Annotated in this window: 15 protein-coding genes; 5 read left to right on the top strand and 10 right to left on the bottom strand. The window is 41.6% G+C overall.

The window, feature by feature from the left end; translation table 11 throughout:
• Positions 1–183: 183 nt before the first annotated feature.
• Both H6G86_RS06760 and rpsU read left to right on the top strand, forming a co-directional pair.
• The gene (locus tag H6G86_RS06760; RefSeq protein ID WP_190933689.1) at positions 184–528 is read left to right on the top strand and encodes a hypothetical protein; all 345 of its coding nucleotides are present in this window, start codon (positions 184–186) and stop codon (positions 526–528) included.
• A 405-nt stretch (positions 529–933) separates the two neighbouring features.
• Entirely contained in the window at positions 934–1,113 is a 180-nt protein-coding gene (gene rpsU / locus H6G86_RS06755; RefSeq protein WP_012410658.1) for a 30S ribosomal protein S21, read from the top strand.
• Positions 1,114–1,344: 231 nt separating this feature from the next.
• Here the strand turns inward: rpsU and pth are convergent, their stop codons facing one another.
• From pth to psbH, 3 genes are all read right to left on the bottom strand, one after another.
• Complete coding sequence (pth, locus tag H6G86_RS06750; protein WP_190933688.1) at positions 1,345–1,986, bottom strand: aminoacyl-tRNA hydrolase; 642 nt, start codon at positions 1,984–1,986, stop codon at positions 1,345–1,347.
• A gap of 151 nt (positions 1,987–2,137) precedes the next feature.
• Positions 2,138–2,413 carry a TatA/E family twin arginine-targeting protein translocase gene (locus H6G86_RS06745; protein WP_190933687.1) on the bottom strand — a complete coding sequence of 92 codons (276 nt, stop codon included), beginning with the start codon at positions 2,411–2,413 and terminating at the stop codon, positions 2,138–2,140.
• A 150-nt stretch (positions 2,414–2,563) separates the two neighbouring features.
• Complete coding sequence (gene psbH, locus H6G86_RS06740; RefSeq protein WP_094327589.1) at positions 2,564–2,767, bottom strand: photosystem II reaction center phosphoprotein PsbH; 204 nt, start codon at positions 2,765–2,767, stop codon at positions 2,564–2,566.
• Positions 2,768–2,852: 85 nt separating this feature from the next.
• On the opposite strand from psbH, the gene psbN reads away from it, so the two are divergent.
• Positions 2,853–2,984: a photosystem II reaction center protein PsbN gene (gene psbN, locus H6G86_RS06735; RefSeq protein ID WP_012410654.1), complete on the top strand. Its 132-nt coding sequence runs from the start codon at positions 2,853–2,855 to the stop codon at positions 2,982–2,984.
• 76 nt (positions 2,985–3,060) lie between these two features.
• Here the strand turns inward: psbN and H6G86_RS06730 are convergent, their stop codons facing one another.
• Positions 3,061–6,315 carry an alpha-mannosidase gene (locus H6G86_RS06730; RefSeq protein ID WP_190933686.1) on the bottom strand — a complete coding sequence of 1,085 codons (3,255 nt, stop codon included), beginning with the start codon at positions 6,313–6,315 and terminating at the stop codon, positions 3,061–3,063.
• An 87-nt stretch (positions 6,316–6,402) separates the two neighbouring features.
• Between H6G86_RS06730 and H6G86_RS06725 the strand changes: the two genes are divergently transcribed.
• Complete coding sequence (locus tag H6G86_RS06725; protein ID WP_190933685.1) at positions 6,403–8,055, top strand: hypothetical protein; 1,653 nt, start codon at positions 6,403–6,405, stop codon at positions 8,053–8,055.
• Between the two features lie 90 nt (positions 8,056–8,145).
• On the opposite strand, the gene H6G86_RS06720 is transcribed toward H6G86_RS06725, so the two are convergent.
• Positions 8,146–9,021 (bottom strand): lysophospholipid acyltransferase family protein, encoded by an 876-nt coding sequence (locus tag H6G86_RS06720; RefSeq protein WP_190933827.1) that lies wholly within the window; start codon positions 9,019–9,021, stop codon positions 8,146–8,148.
• A gap of 333 nt (positions 9,022–9,354) precedes the next feature.
• Between H6G86_RS06720 and H6G86_RS06715 the strand changes: the two genes are divergently transcribed.
• Complete coding sequence (locus tag H6G86_RS06715; protein ID WP_190933684.1) at positions 9,355–10,260, top strand: alpha/beta hydrolase; 906 nt, start codon at positions 9,355–9,357, stop codon at positions 10,258–10,260.
• A gap of 171 nt (positions 10,261–10,431) precedes the next feature.
• On the opposite strand, the gene H6G86_RS06710 is transcribed toward H6G86_RS06715, so the two are convergent.
• The 5 genes from H6G86_RS06710 to H6G86_RS38370 form a co-directional block, all read right to left on the bottom strand.
• The gene (locus H6G86_RS06710; RefSeq protein ID WP_190933683.1) at positions 10,432–13,056 is read right to left on the bottom strand and encodes a carboxypeptidase-like regulatory domain-containing protein; all 2,625 of its coding nucleotides are present in this window, start codon (positions 13,054–13,056) and stop codon (positions 10,432–10,434) included.
• Between the two features lie 389 nt (positions 13,057–13,445).
• Complete coding sequence (locus H6G86_RS06705) at positions 13,446–14,273, bottom strand: fimbrial biogenesis chaperone (RefSeq protein WP_190933682.1); 828 nt, start codon at positions 14,271–14,273, stop codon at positions 13,446–13,448.
• Between the two features lie 181 nt (positions 14,274–14,454).
• The gene (locus H6G86_RS06700) at positions 14,455–14,928 is read right to left on the bottom strand and encodes a hypothetical protein (RefSeq protein WP_190933681.1); all 474 of its coding nucleotides are present in this window, start codon (positions 14,926–14,928) and stop codon (positions 14,455–14,457) included.
• A gap of 41 nt (positions 14,929–14,969) precedes the next feature.
• Positions 14,970–15,449: a hypothetical protein gene (locus tag H6G86_RS06695; protein WP_190933680.1), complete on the bottom strand. Its 480-nt coding sequence runs from the start codon at positions 15,447–15,449 to the stop codon at positions 14,970–14,972.
• Positions 15,450–15,708: 259 nt separating this feature from the next.
• On the bottom strand, positions 15,709–15,892 hold a 184-nt coding region (locus H6G86_RS38370), incomplete at its 5' end, for a hypothetical protein (protein WP_206758427.1).

Below are 15,892 nucleotides of genomic sequence, written 5' to 3'. Positions count from 1 at the left end.
CCCTGGCAAGGACTACTTCATGTAATCAACATTACTTGTACTGACATCTTTAGCCAGTCGAGACTGACATACAGTATATTCACTTAAATTTAACCAATTTTACGTAAAATTTAGTAGCGGTTTAAAAATTCCCCTACAAATCGGGTTAAAATTGGCTTCAGACATTAAAAATATAAAAATATTATGGGCAAATTGTTAATAAAACTTATAGGTTTAATCCTATTTTTCACAGGGTTATACTTTTTTGGTCAAAATATTATATTTGTTAGCGGTTACTACATACCTTTTTCCAGCAGATTACCAGCGACAGTTTCCGTATTAGCGATTATGGCAGGTGTGTTTACATTGGTGTTTTTTCGCAGGGAAGCTAGTCAGCTTGGATGGATTTTGTTAGGTATTGGGATAGTACTAGTTTTCTTGAGTGGTGGAGTAATTTTCAGATCAACTAGCTTATGGAATCTATTTGTTGCTTTCGGCGCATTAGCAACTGGATATAAATTATTGAATGAGGGCAGAATCAACTTTTAAAGTTTTGAAATATAATCAAATTTTATCATATTTGCGATAGCAATCTTATTTAATTAATATGAATTGAAAGACAAAGTTCCTCAACTTATCACAGAAGTTGGGGACTTTCTATCTCACGAATAACTTAGGATTGTGATAGTAGCCAAAACTACAATTGTCGCTACTTCATATTACAGTCAGGAAAATTTGACATTATAATTTCTCTATCTGCTCTACTAGTGCTGAGAGTGTATTAGAGCGCTTAAATTAACTTTTAGTTAAGTGCCAATTTGACGTTCTACAGGTACACATAATCCGTGTCAACTGGATGGATAGCCTCTTAATGATGACTTTAGATCAGGGGGTTTTACTAAGGTTGAGGCTACTATTACAATGGAAAATGTTGATTATGAGGAACAAGCAAGAATGACCCAAGTGATTCTTGGAGAGAATGAAGCAATAGACTCAGCTTTGCGTCGGTTTAAACGTCAGGTTTCCAAAGCTGGGATATTAGCTGATGTGAAATATCATCGGCACTTTGAAACACCCATTGAAAAACGCAAACGTAAGGCAGTGGCAGCTAGACGCAAAAGAACTTTTAAATAAACCTATTTGGTGTGATACTGGCGTTGCTTGAGGTTATGACCTAAAACAGGCAATAGCGCTTAGGCGTAGCCCTTCCTAGACATCGCCATTATTCTTACAAAAATTAAGCAAACTATGCCGCACTTCAATTAGGGTGTAGAGCGTGTTAAAGGCTTTATTTCGGTTGGATAGAGCAAGCTAAAATCGCTGCCCATCAACCAAAATAAACGCCTTTAGTAAACAAACTGGCCCCTAAGACTCAGAATTATTAATGGTGCGGCTATTACAAACATTCATCGCCTTTTCTACTCCCTGCTTGAGACTTAGTTCAATACACTCAACCACGAACTGAAGTACAAGAGACATTTGCTGATTTTCGGCAGAGGAGAATCGTCCCAGCACATGGGAGACAGTATTAGAATCATCGTTATTAGCTGCACCTTTGGGTTTACCAATACCGATTCGTAAACGGGGAAAATTTTGGGTACTCAGATGTGCGATCGCACTTTTCATCCCGTTATGTCCCCCAGCCGAACCAGATAAGCGCAGCCGAGTTTTTCCCAAAGGCAAATCCATATCGTCATAAACTATCAGCACTGACTCAGGCGGCAATTTATACCAACTTGTCACCGCTTGTATTGACTGCCCTGAGCGATTCATATAAGTTAACGGCTTTAGCAAGCGAATCTTACCTCCACCTGGGGCCATACCCTCGCCATACTCACCTTGAAACTTGCGGTTTTCTGCCAAAGAAATGCGCCAAGAACGGCAGAGGGCTTCTACAGCAGCAAAGCCGATATTATGGCGTGTTTGGTCGTACTTGCTTTCTGGATTCCCCAAACCAACAATTAGTTGTGGAATCACCAAAGCTGGTTGCGTAGAAGCTTCTGTCATTTTGCCTATAGTCAATTGATATTCATAACTCTCCTAGTCCAATGTCTAAGCTAGTTTTGAGGGTTTGTAGTAAGCACTTCAGTGCTTAAAATCCAGGACTAAAGTCCTTACTACGAACTTGTTCACCCTTGGTAACTAATCAGACAAACTACTAGCTAGGTTGAGAAGAACTAGTGGTAGTATCCTGCTCCGATTTAGCAGGGTAGATTTGCTTAGGTTCCAATTCAGCAGTAGTCTTGACAGCTTCTTCTAACTGTTCTGCTTCTTTTTGAAACTCGGTTTGAAACTCCTTAGAAGCTTCTTGGAAACTACGAATTGTTTTACCCACACTCCGACCAATTTCTGGTAGCTTCTTTGGCCCAAAGATTAATAGCGCCACTACCATAATTACACCCATTTCCGGCAGACCAATACCAAATATATTCATTTTTGTCTCCTGTCAACTATAGAACCACTACAGAAACTCATATATTATGTAGTCTACTCAATAGTTAGTATGCACTGACCATTCACAAAAAAACCCGGAAGAACCGGGTGTAACTTAACTTGTTATCCAAACTTGATAGCGGTGTATCCGTTAGCGTCCTAAACTCCGCCAATCGACATTTACATCCTGAACTAACAGTGATCTATTGTAAAGTTGCAGAATAATCAGCAAAAACACAAAAAATAGCGCCATAAAAACAGCCATTACAGGGGTAGTACCCCAACCTGGAGCCACTTTTCCATACTCAGAGTTAAGTGGTTTTAGGATATCTCCCAACCTAGTCCTTTGTGCCATAGTTCACCTAATATTACTTGCCAAAGCTTTTTTTAATCTTCTGTAATATTCTATAAGAATAGCACTCATCATCTATCCCTCAATTATGGAACCCGCAATAGTTCTTAGCATTTCTATGGCCGCCGTGGTGGTTGCAATCACCGGAATTTCAATTTATACCTCTTTTGGCCCTCCTAGCAAGGAATTGAACGATCCGTTTGACGATCACGAAGATTAAAAGAGTCATTGGTCATTTGTCATTTGTCATTGGTCAGTGGAAAACCACAACTGACCACTGACAGAGCAATAGTGACTCACTCCAGCCTGGAATTGATCGCTGGTATTACCTTGAAACTGGCGATTTTCCAAGGCTGTATTGTTAAAATTTGTTGCCCAGATGAGAATTCAGTAGTAGAGGAACGCTCTAACAAATCTACTGTATCTCCTAGATTTAACCCTAAATTACTTTGCAAAGATAACTCGGCTGTTTCTCCGTGACATTCATAACACCGCAGAATTAACTGCTGTGGGTCATCTTCAGATGGCTTCAAGGCCATCAAGATTAAATTTTCAGCTGATAAATCTAGGAAACTCATCCCCAACCCATCTTTACCAGTAGAAAGGGGAGGGTTTTCATTAGTAGGATTCAATATCACTTGTAACGGTATATTCAATTCATAGCCACGCCGTACTGTATGGGCTGATTCCCAGCTACCAGCATGAGGATACAAAGTATATGTAAACTCATGAAAACCTTTATCAGCTTCTGAGTCTGGCCAATTAGGGCTGCGTAGCAGTGTTAGGCGGAGTTGATTTGGTTTGCTGTCGTAACCGTATTTACAATCATTTAGCAAACTAACTCCGTGAATACCCTCCTGTGTTTCTCCTGTCAAATCCGCCCAACGCAAAGCAGGGACTTCCCATTTTGCCTCTTCTGCGGGGGTTTGCGGTTTAGTTGTCCGGCGAATCGCCCCACAGGGAATTTCATAAGTAGCAAAGTCTGCTTCGATATTCAAAGGAAAAGCAGCTTTCACCAATACATGATTTTCTTGCCAATTGACGCTGGTAGCTATCTTCAGTAGAGGTGAACCAGCTTGCAAAATATAGTCTTGGCAAAATTCCGATTCACCCAATTGACGCACCACGCGCACACGACTTTGCACTGGCCCTTGTTCTAGCCACTGAATAGATCGAAGATTTGTTGAGGGTAAGGGATGTTGCGCATAATTGGGGTCTATATTCCAAGCATCCCAATATTGACCGCTATCTTTAAAAGCTTGTAGTTGATTTCCTGCACCACTCAAAAGTTCTCGTTGATAAGTTTTATCAAAAACACTTGATAAATCTCCCGTATCAGGATCGATAACAACTTGCAAGAATTCATTTTCTAAAATCCAGTCTGGGAGGAGTGAGGGAGATGTAGCTTTAGCTTCCCGCAGAGTTGGAGATGAAGGGGAAAGCCAAAATATGCGGTAGCCAACAGGTGGAATTTCAGTAGCGAGAAATAGTAGGGTTGATGGTTCAGATAATTGGGAGATAAGTTGCTTACCTGAAGTATCGTAAATCTGCCATTCTTGTGGTGGGGGTAAGGCTACAGAGACTACCTCAGAACGCTGCCAATTGAGAGAATTGAAAACGAAAATAGGTAAACTATTGGGTTTTGGTGGTTCTGATAGGGTAATGTGAGATGCGATCGCTAAAAGTGATTCTTGTAATATCTTCGTTCCAACTTGTTCCACTTGCTGCCACTGGGGTAACGCATCTGTGTAAACTTGAGTAATTGAAGAACCAGGTAAAATATCGTGAAACTGTTGAAATAAAACCTGCTTCCAAGCTGCTTCGATTTCGGCTTTGGGATATGTCACACCACAGCTTGCGGTTGCCAAGGTAGCAAATAGTTCAGCTTCATACAATAAATTTTCACAACGACGATTCCAGCGTTTTTGGTCTGCGTGGGTAGTGTAGCAACCGCGATGGAATTCGAGGTATAGTTCGTCATCCCAGATGGGAAAGGCAGGGGGAGCAGGGGATGTAGGGGAGATAGGAGGGGAATTATAATTACTGACAGACGCGATGAATCGCGTCTCTACAATTTGCTGTAAATACTTTTCAGCCGTTGTGAATTCTAAGTCTGGAAAGAAAGGTGACTTTTGCCAGCGTTGAGCGATTTCTAACATATCACGAGTGGGGCCGCCGCCGTGGTCGCCGACACCGGGAAGCCAGAGGGATTCTGATAAACCAGTTTGGGATTGCCATTCCAGAGCGTAGGCTGCCATTTTAACTGGGTCAATGTTTTCCCCCATAGGTGCAGACATCAAACTAAAGACTTCGCTACCATCAGGCGATCGCCACCAAAAAGCCCCATAATCAAATTTAGTAGTATCATTCCACCGCAACTTCTGGGTGACAAAATACTCAATTCCAGCATTAGCGAAAAACTGCGGTAAAGTTGCACAGAAACCAAAAGTATCTGGAACCCATACCATAGTTGAAATCTGGCCAAACTTTTCCTGGATGTATCGTTGACCATACAATAGCTGACGGACTATTGATTCACCAGCAATGAGATTGAGTTCCGGTTCCACCCACATTCCGCCAACAACTTCCCAACGTCCAGCAGCTACCTGTGCTTGAATCGTCTGAAACAAATCCGGGCGATGTTCTTCAATCCAAGCGTAAAGTGCGGGAGTCGAATGACAGAAAATTAACTCAGGAAAATCTGCTTGCAACTTCAGAACCGACTCAAAAGTATTTTGCGCCGCATTCCAAGTTTCACTCACAGGCCATAACCATGCTAAATCTAAGTGAGCATGACCCAATAAGAATATTTTAGATTTTTGATCCCCCCAACCCCCGATCAATTGGGGGGCTAAGATATCGGATTGAATTAGGTTTTGGCGTAGAGACAAAAACGATCTTGCTAACTCTTCCTTCGCGTCCTTCGCGCCTTCGCGGTTCGTAACCTCCTCCACCATCTCCACCAAAACATCCAACCTCTCCGGCGCAAACCTTTCCAAATAAAGCTGCACCACAGCCAATTCATCAGCCACAAAACCCGGATCGGGATTATTATCATCAATAGACTCATAAACTAGGAGCGATCGCACTAAAGCACCATCACAATGCCCCGGACTCACTAACCGCAAAGCTACAACAAACTCTTCCCCTGGCGTTACCCCCTGACTGAGAAGCACTCTCGGCGAACAATCAAATAAATCACCCTCCAGTACTAACTGCCCATTCACATAAATCTCAGCAGAATCTGCCCACCAAACCAGCGCCAGCCGCAAAGATAACCCAGCTAAAGGATAACCCTGTAAATCTTGGGGCACTACCAACCTTTGCATGAGCCATAATACTTTTTTCCCCCCAGTCCAAGCGATATGTTCTTTAGCATTCAACTTAACAGGTTGCCAATGAGACAAATCAGCAGCGACAACATCAGTAATAATCAGGTCAGATTCCTGGTATAGCCAGCTAGACTGAAGATTAACTTGACAAAAAGAGCGCAATTGCTCAATTGCTTGTGAGATGATTTTGGTATGAGATTGAGAGACAGTCGGGGTCATATATTCGCTAAGATGAGGTGTTGGTTGTTTTTATTGTTTGGCGCGAGTCTCACAACTTAACAAGACTTGAACTAAAAAATTACTACTATGTCTTCTGGTTCCTCTGGTCGTTATCAAAGCAGACTATTTAACTTTGTCCACCAGCAATCTCGGCGGGTGACACAACAGTGGGAACACACCTTCCGGCATTTGCAAGTTGCCACTAAGTGGGGTGTGGAGGCACTACTTTACCCAGTGTATCTACTGTTTCAGTCATCTGAATCATCCGGGAAAACGTTACAGACCAAAGAGCCACAAACTAGACTAAAGTTACAACCAAATAATACCGATTTCCAGCCCGAAATTCCAAATGCTGATAGTCCTATTCAACAAGTACTAGAAGCAGTCAATTACGTGTTGTCAGATGAAGCCGTTTCCACTCCTACAAAAACATCTGAAAATTTCAATCCCTTGGCTTTATTGGGAATTTTTCGGCTGAAGTTTGTTGATAAAAACTCGACAAATAATGTAAGTTATATAGAATCTTCAAGTATTACAGAGAATAAAGCGGAGATTATCAATCTACAGTTAGATAACCCTCTAAAACAGCATTTTCCAGCAGTGCGGGGAATTGCCACAAATTTGATGAATCGGAGTTTAGTACTTGTTACTACAGAAAATGAAATTCTAGATATTTTGACACCCCAGCAGCAGGCAAAGTTAGAAGATCGAATTATTAACGAAGTTGCTAATTACTGGCAGTCCTGGCGGTTGATTATAACCAAAAAGGAAACGGAGCTATTACCACAAATTGACCGTTTATTAGTAAAACTCACTGACGTAAATACAACCAAAATTCCAGCTTTAGCTGAGGGCATATCAAAAGATTTACTTAATACTGAAAGATTATTGGCATTTCTCGATATAGCTGTTGCTAAATTGGAGTCAAATGCTTTAGTACCTGTGCAAGAACGTAGCCAGGAAATTGTTCAAGTTGCCCAAACTCAGTTAAACATATTTCTTTATGGCAAAGAGCAATTAGCTGCTAGAGGAGAAATTGCAACTACTAATGATGGTTTGGAAACTCATACACTGAATATTCAAGCTTTGATTGAGGCGGCGCTTAATTACTTTTTTGGTGTTGGTAATAGGAAAACACTTGGTTCAACAACTAGTGATGAGCAATTGCCAGGTAAAGTATTCTCATCACGCTTTAGAAAAGCCTTGTCTAAAAGCCCTCTGTTGGAGAACCAGGATTTAGCTGTTGATCCTTGGCTAACATGGAATGATTTATTTGGAGACACTGAAACTGTTGCTAACAAGTCAGTTACACTTTCTCAAGTAGAAAATAAAAATCCTGCTTTAGCGGCAAGTTTATCATTAGGGCATTTTCCCCAAAAGAATTTAACTGTAAAACAACCTAAAATCGGATCTGGTTTGGTGCAAAGGAAACAATCAACTAGTAATCTTGCCTCAAACCAAAAAATATCTGGAAAAGTTTCCTCTGCCAAACAAACTCAAGCCCATACTTCTCTAACTAAACGCGAGAGTCGGAAAGGGGAAATTTTGCAACAGCAGTTTCATCAAAGTAGTCAAATTGAGGCACAGCCAGATTGGATAGAAACCAAAGCAACTTCAACAGGCTATGAGAAACATCCCTTAGAACAAATTTTGGAATGGGTTGATTATGCTATGCTCTGGCTAGAAGAGAGATTTGTAAAGATTTTTCAGTCATTACGGCAGATGTGGCAGGGAAAATAACATTAATTCGTAATACTTCTCTACGAGAGGCTGCGCCAACGGCTACGCTCAGTACAAGTTCGTAATTCGTAATTCGTAATTCGTAATCTTTTACCACAACATGTGATTTAGAAAAGAACGTAACAGCTTGGTTCCGGTTGGTTCTTGATAGTTAGTTGGCAACATAGCCAGCATCGCATTCTGTAACTTCTCCAAAGCTACTTCTACTTCCTGACGTTTTGGTCTGGTTGTTTGGGCAAAGTGTAACGGTTCACCGACCCGAATTGTTAACTCCTTTCCCAAATAGAGGTCATGAGTCCCAATCAGTGCAACTGGAATAATCGGTACACCAGCCCGCAAGGCATAAATCACAGTCCCGCGTTTTAAAGGGAGATGCAATTTACCCTCAGCAGTTCCGAGTCGTCCTTCGGGAAAGAGAATCATCCCATCTCCACGAGTCAAAATTGCGAGGATAATCCGGTCTATCTGTCGGAGTGTGTGTATATCTTCTCCTGTCGGTACTGTCTGTTTAATTGCTGTAGCTAGCTCAACTAAATCTTGCCTTCCTGCTTTAGCCGCTTCCATCACAGCAACTTCTTCTTTCCACACCCGTTCCAAAGGAATCACGCCCCCCGCAAAACCGAGGATAAAGCGCTTCCACCACTTGTTATAAAGAGTACGAGCATCGCCCAGGATGTAATAGTGGGGTTGGGTAGGGAGTTCGGCTAACAGGAGTAAGGGATCGATATGGTGGAGATGGTTGACAGCTAAAATTGCAGGTTTCTGAGGTATTCTTTCGAGGTGTTCGACCCGTACCTTGAAAAAGGCATGGATGAGCGATCGCATCACAAAACGACGCAGCCCAGAGTTGGCTCTAGGTTCTGAATACCCCTGATTAACACCTTTCAAGCGATTGAGGGTTTTTTCGATAATCTGGCGAACAGCGCGATCGCCAGCAGCAGCTACACCCTCTTTTACCCGCTTTATACTTGCAGCAGTTAAAGTTTCTAATTGTGTACTATCTTCCTGCTGATGGCTAAATTTCGAATCGGTATGAACTTCGGAAATTACCCCATCAGCTTGGTCTTCCTGAACAGATACCTTAGAAGAATTTTTGATAAAAATCTCCTTGAATTCATAAATAAATCATAATTCTTGAGGTTATATAATTAACCAACCCACGGTTAGAAATTGTGGAATGCTCTTATCAAGATTTTAAATAAATTAGCTGTAATTATCCCCATAGCCAGAAGCTATTTTTATACAATCAGTGTTGACATATTAGTAACTTGCTGAGAAGATACCTAAAAAATTAACCAGATGATTGACCATAGCGATCGCATCGCGTCTCGTAAAGAAGGCACATTCCAAGGTGTTGGAGGGCTTGACCTCTATTACCAAAGCTGGCATCCAGAGAGTAAAGTAAGAGCAATATTAGCCATTGTGCATGGACTCGGAGCCCACAGCGATCGCTACAGTAATGTAATTCAGCATTTGATACCCAAACAATATGCTATCTATGCCTTAGACTTGCGTGGTCATGGACGCTCACCAGGTCAGCGAGGCTATATTAACGCTTGGAGTGAGTTTCGAGAAGATTTGGGAGCCTTTTTACAGTTAATTCAAACTCAGAATCCTGGCTGCCCAATTTTTCTTTTGGGTCATAGCTTAGGTGGGGTGATTGTCTTAGATTATATTCTGCGCTATCCCCAACAAGCATCAGTTTTGCAAGGTGCGATCGCTCTTGCGCCAACTTTGGGGAAAGTCGGGATTTCACCGATTCGGGTGCTTTTAGGAAAACTGCTCTCACGGGTGTGGCCGCGTTTCACACTGAATACAGGCATTGACATCAGTGCTGGTTCAAGAGATCCGCAGGTTTTAGCTGCGATCGCTCAAGATACACTGCGACATACCCTTGGTACTGCCCGTCTAGCTACAGAATTCTTTGCAACAGTTGATTGGATTAATGCTCACGCAGGTGATTGGCAATTACCATTATTGATTCTTCACGGTGGCGCAGACCGAGTGGCTTTACCTGAAGGAAGTGACATCTTTTATCAACGGGTAAACTGCACAGATAAGCTGAGAATTGAGTATCCAGAAGCCTATCACGAAATTCAGCGTGACCTCAATTATCGAGAGGTAATGGCTGATTTAGAGAATTGGTTGGAGCAACACTTATCGTCTGAGGTGGTGCAGTTAGGACGGGGAAGCACTGAATTATAGGGACTTCTAAATAAAAAAACATTCCAAATTTTATTGTGGGATGGCTGTCCGCACCCGTCCCATATTCAGGGTGCGCAGGATGCCCACCCCACAAGATGGATAATTTATTTCTTGTCAGTCCCTAATTATTTTTAATTAATAATTTTTAATTTTTAATTGTAGCGAAGCGACTTACGGCTGTTGCAAATTAAGCTCTTGGAATGGTTCAGAGGACTCTTCCAATTTCAAGCTACCAGCAGATTTACCGTTGATTTGCAGAGTGTACTTACCCTGTGACAAGCCTTCTAAATAATAGACTCCAGACCCGTTGGTGACAGAAAAACGCCGAGTTGTTTGATCTGGTTGTATTGCTTCTACCCGTGCGCCTGCGATCGCTTGACCTTGAGTATCCGTGACTACCCCCGATCGCGCGTAAGAACGAATTAACGGAATCATCACAGGGGTGTAACTCCCAGCAACTACATCAACGGCTACAGACTCAACCATAGGCTGCCAATCAGGGGGTAAACCTGCTGGATCGAGGTCGAGGCGATAAATACCAGGAGGCATTCTTACTAAAGTGCGATTGCCCTGAATTTGTGGCGAAAATAACTTAAGTGGTTTATTGTTCAAAGTCAACAACAAATCAGCATTATCTGTATAAACTTCTTCGCCTCTATCCTGTTTACCATTATTGTTCCGGTCAAAAAATGGCTTAATCAACAGTCCGCCTTGTGTACGAAAGTAATTAGAACGGCGATCGCCTGGACTAATACCCCCTTGGAGATTCAGGCTAGAAGCTAAATCTATGCTGAAAGTTGCTTCATCGGAACTCGGCGATACACCTTGATAACGCGCCCGTAATAGCAAACCGGGTAAAACTGTTGTTGATAATGTGGCTAGTATTCCATTACCCTGAGAACCAACGCCATAACCTAACTGTGCTTCCCATTGATAGCTACCATCAATCGCCTGTTGTTGTGAACGATAGCGCCAACTCACACTTAGCAAGTTGTCGCTACGATTTTGATTCTGTGTTTCATAATTTAACAGCAGTGAGTTGCCACCACTAGAAAAGCGGTTTTTAGACAAGTTGTAATTCAGTTCCGACAAAGTACTGATTTCGTTACCACGTTGCGTTAATTCTAGTTTTCCAAGACGTTGCAGCAAATTCCAGCGCAGACGGTTTTTAGTATCTAAGCTGATACGGGCAAAGGTAAAGGCATCTTTGCCACTCAAGTTAAATTGCATTCCGCCAGATTTTGCATCACCCGTGTCACTACTGGCGAATAAAGTGAATTGAGGCAAAACTCGCCAATCTAGATTAAAACGGCTAGATAAGCGATCGCTGGTAAATATAGCACTCAAGTTAGAAGCTGGATCATAGCGAATATCTGTATTCACATCCCACTTATTACCCGTCAGTGCTGAAACTGCTACCTGCAAAGGTAAGTTTCTAGCACGCCAAAATAATTCTGCTAAGGCTTTAGGCGATTCGTCATACACTCCACCTAAGCCTACTGTCAGATTTTCCGATAAACCCCAACGTCCAGCAATTCCTCCCCGAAACTCAGAAAAGTTGCCCAACAGACTTTGATTTCCCAAAGAATCCCGTCGTAACCCGCCAGAAAAGATTAATCCTGAAGCGCCTGCTGGTAATTGTCCTGGGACTGTAGAAAAATTAGCCTGTTGAATTTCTGGTTGGGCGGTGAGTCGCCCTTGGGGATACAGCAAGACGCGATAATTATTTGCCAAAAATTGATTTTGACTTTTAATATTTTCAAAGCGGTAAATGCCAGAAGAATCAACTAAAATTTCGGCAATTATGCGATCGCTAAAACCTTGTACTAAGCGCACTAATGTACCTGGTTCAGCCTTACCAGCAATTGTGCGTCCAATAACATCTGCTTGTAAACGTTGGCGAGGATCGGAAGAACCACCACCAAAAGGTTGAGGTGGTACAAACCCCTGTCGTTGAATGGATGTAAAACCCCAATAGTCTCCTGTTCCTTGAGTTTGCCAAAAAGTTGGCTGGGAACCCACAAAATAATCAGCTGAATTAGTTTGTCGCAGAAATTGCGCTTCAGCAATATTCCAAGTTTGCAGATTTTGTAAATTTGGTTGATCGGTGCGGATGAACCACGAACCACCGAAAGCACTACCAACAGCCAGGAAATCACCTCGATAACTTGTTGATCTCGTAGCACCACCGCTAGCATTTATCTTTTGTTCAACTGCCGCAACACTAAACTTTTTAGGTGTAATGTGTGGTAATCCTTCTAGTTGAATCGGAGTTTCTGTTTCTGCTAGTTTGCCGCTAGATTGATCTACCCCTGGAACATCTAAAATAATGGCATATTCATTGATGTCAAATTTTGCCCCTATGCCAAAGAGAGTTTGTAAATCTTGAATTGTAAACACTAATCCTAATTCTGGATCGGTGCGAAGTTTTGTTGGGTTGATGCGAGTCACAAAACTAAGCGATCGCACTTCTAATTGACCGTCTGATAAAGTGGTAACATTTAATTTCAACCCTTGAATGACGGCATCATAGGGTAATAGCCAATTTAAAAAATCAATTGTTTGGGAACCATCTTCTTGACCACGCACCAAAACGCTAGAATTGACATTGCGGTTGCCGACATTCAATCCTACAGGAAAAACTTTAAATTCGGAATCCTTAGCTAATTGGGTAATTGTAGGTGTTTGTGGATTTGATGCAGGCGTATCTGCCTTAGCTGGGATGATAATAATTTGATAGATAAGAGCGATCGCAGCTAGCAGACATTTGCCTCTAATTAATAACCGAAGTTGCACAAAATTTTCATTTCTCAGTAAATTTATTTATAAAAATAGAGAAACTGCTTTGCAACGTCTCTACAACCATATAATTCCCAATTACCAAACAAAATTATCGATATTATCTCTGTATTTGACAGCAATATAAATTATTCAAAACTAGAATCAAAATACAAACCTAAAAACATACATTGAATATAAATTTATTAATTATTTAAGCACTTTCAAATAAGAGACTTGCAAAAAATAAATCATCCCCAATTATTTATATATTTGTAGGGACGCAAGGTCTTGCGCCCCTACGACAAGATATTTTTTAACTGCGATCGTCTCTATTTCTCCTTTCTCTGTGTTCTCTGCGTCTCTGTGGTTAGTTTATTCTTTAGAAATCCCTAATTATTACCGAATCATTTCTTCTGTGATGTAGAGGTTTGTGCAGGAATAGTAATATTTACATTGAAAGGCAACTTACTTTTATTATTCTCTTCACCCCAGAATAACTCACCACTTAGCTGATATTGACCAGGATTCAAAGCTGGTTGGTCTTTATTGGGGTAATTTAATAAAAAATTGCGATCGCTATTTGCCACTACAGCATTAGTATCTATCTGCCCAGTTTTGACAACAGTTTGCCCTTGGCGTAACGTCCAATTTAAACTGGGGAGAACAGTTGCTTGTCCACTATTGCGAACTAAAAGTTGAATTTGTTTTTGCTCTGGGTTAAAACTGGCACTATCAATTGCTAGTTGAGGAGAAAGATTGCCTTTTCTGACATAGAATGTTACGCCAATTCGTGCCACTAAAGTAATCTTATTACCAGCAGCATCTTTCGATTCAGTAAGAGTTTCATTAAATACGACCGCTCGATATTCCCCATCTGGTAAATTAGGAGCCAAGCGACTGATGAGGCGTACCCGGCGAACTTCTCCTGGTTTGACAGTCAACTCACGCGGTGAGAATTGTAGATATTTCGTCAAGTCATTGGGACTAGAGGATAAAGTTTGAAACCCTGCATCGCGTCTATATGTAAAAGGTTCAGCATAGATGCGAATGCGAGAGGGGGTTTTGCTAGTATTAGAAATCGTAATCATTCCTTGGGCTTGTCCGCGTTCCGCTTTGGCTTCAATCACTAGCGGAGAAACGCTCATTTGTGCTTTAGCAGCAGCAGGAAACAAAACTAGGGCGAATAAGCCAGCACTAACAGCAGCGAGAGAGCGCCAATTACTCTTGAGCATATTTATAACTATGGCAGGATTGTAAAGTTAATTTCTGATTTATAGTTCCCAAAAGGAGATTTATAGTATCTATTGGTCATGAAAAAAATATCTTGCCCCTTGAAGATTTACTCTCTAGCGACAAGATATTCAATAACTATTTTTCTCAAGCAAATTGAAGGAAAACTGGGAAAATTTTAGACTATGGCACGATAGTCAATGTTGTTACATAGCTATAGTTTCCAGGAACAAGGGGACTGCCCTTATCTACTATCATGTCTATATCCAAAGGCAAACCGCTACCAGAGGGCAGCAACACAGGACTACCACCCTGAGAACTCGTATTGCCAAAAGGTGAATTGATATAGCCATTAGAGTTAATGGGTGTAAAACTAGGGCCTCCGGTCTGCTGTGGCTTAGATATACTCACTCTGGCACCTTGGTTACAGCTAACAAAGACCTTACCAAATTGTCCTCCAGGATATCCTCCTGCTAATGAAGTTGGGTTAGTCTGCTGGTTAAGTCCCAATTTACCAGGGATAATTTGATCGAAGTTGCAGACACCACCAACATTTGCTGTAAAGGGCACATCAGCCGTTTGTGCAATTGTTTTGGGTGCAAGAGCAGCAGAACCAACAATTATCAAAGCAATAGTTAATAAAGAACGACGAATCATTTTTAAATCCTTCTCAAATAAATAAGGGTTGCAGAAAACAGCTATGGTGCGATCGTTAAGGTAACAACGTAAGTATAAATACCTGGCGTAAATGCTACAGGTCGCTCTATGAGCAAACCCACCTCTAAATTGGTATTACCTGCTGGTAAAGTTGCACTCCCACCGCCGACATCACTGCGAAGGTTAGTCGAACCAAATTTTAAAAATCCGATGTGCGTTGTTCCAGAAGGATCGGCACTAGGGCCAGATACAAATCTGGGGGGTGAAACAGAGATGGTGGCAGGTGTGCTAGTTTGCACACCCATAGTCGCAGGAGTTTGTGATTCAAACTTTGTCGGAATTCCACCAGAACTGCTAGAAATAGTTGGTTCAGCAGTGCCAGGCGCAGGAGCATTAAAGGTAGCTTCAGATGGAACTGTTCCATTGAAGGGAACATCTGCACTTTGAGCGATCGCAGCTTGATTTAGAGCGAATGCACTTGCCAGCACCAGGCTAGAGATTGACGCTAGACGGTAAAACATAAAGAAGTTACCTGATGACTCAGCTTTATCCTGTATCAGTGCATATTTTCATAATATCTATCAAAAAATACAATATCGACAGCAAAAATACGCAATTTAAACACTGAGTTCAAATTGCGTTAAGATACTTACTTGTATAAAATTTTTATAAAATCTAGAACTATGTAAAGAAAAATGAACTAGCTAAAATCCTTATACCTATTGCCTATTGCCCATTACCTAATCCCAACAACAATTATTTACGCCCACTTACTACTATTTATAAGATACAAGGTTGGGTGCAGCGATCGCGTAACCCAACATAAAATTTGGTGGTAATGTTGGGTTGCGTTTCACTCCACCCAACCTTGTATCTTAGAAATAGTAGTAGACCGTCCCAACCTTGGTCAAGAAAGACCGCTTCGTAGCATGGGTCACTACAACAATCTCTTTGACAGAACTCG

It is taken from the genome of Nostoc sp. FACHB-133, assembly GCF_014698055.1.
Taxonomy (GTDB): Bacteria; Cyanobacteriota; Cyanobacteriia; order Cyanobacteriales; family Nostocaceae; genus Nostoc.
This window is presented reverse-complemented; position numbering and strand designations above follow the sequence as displayed.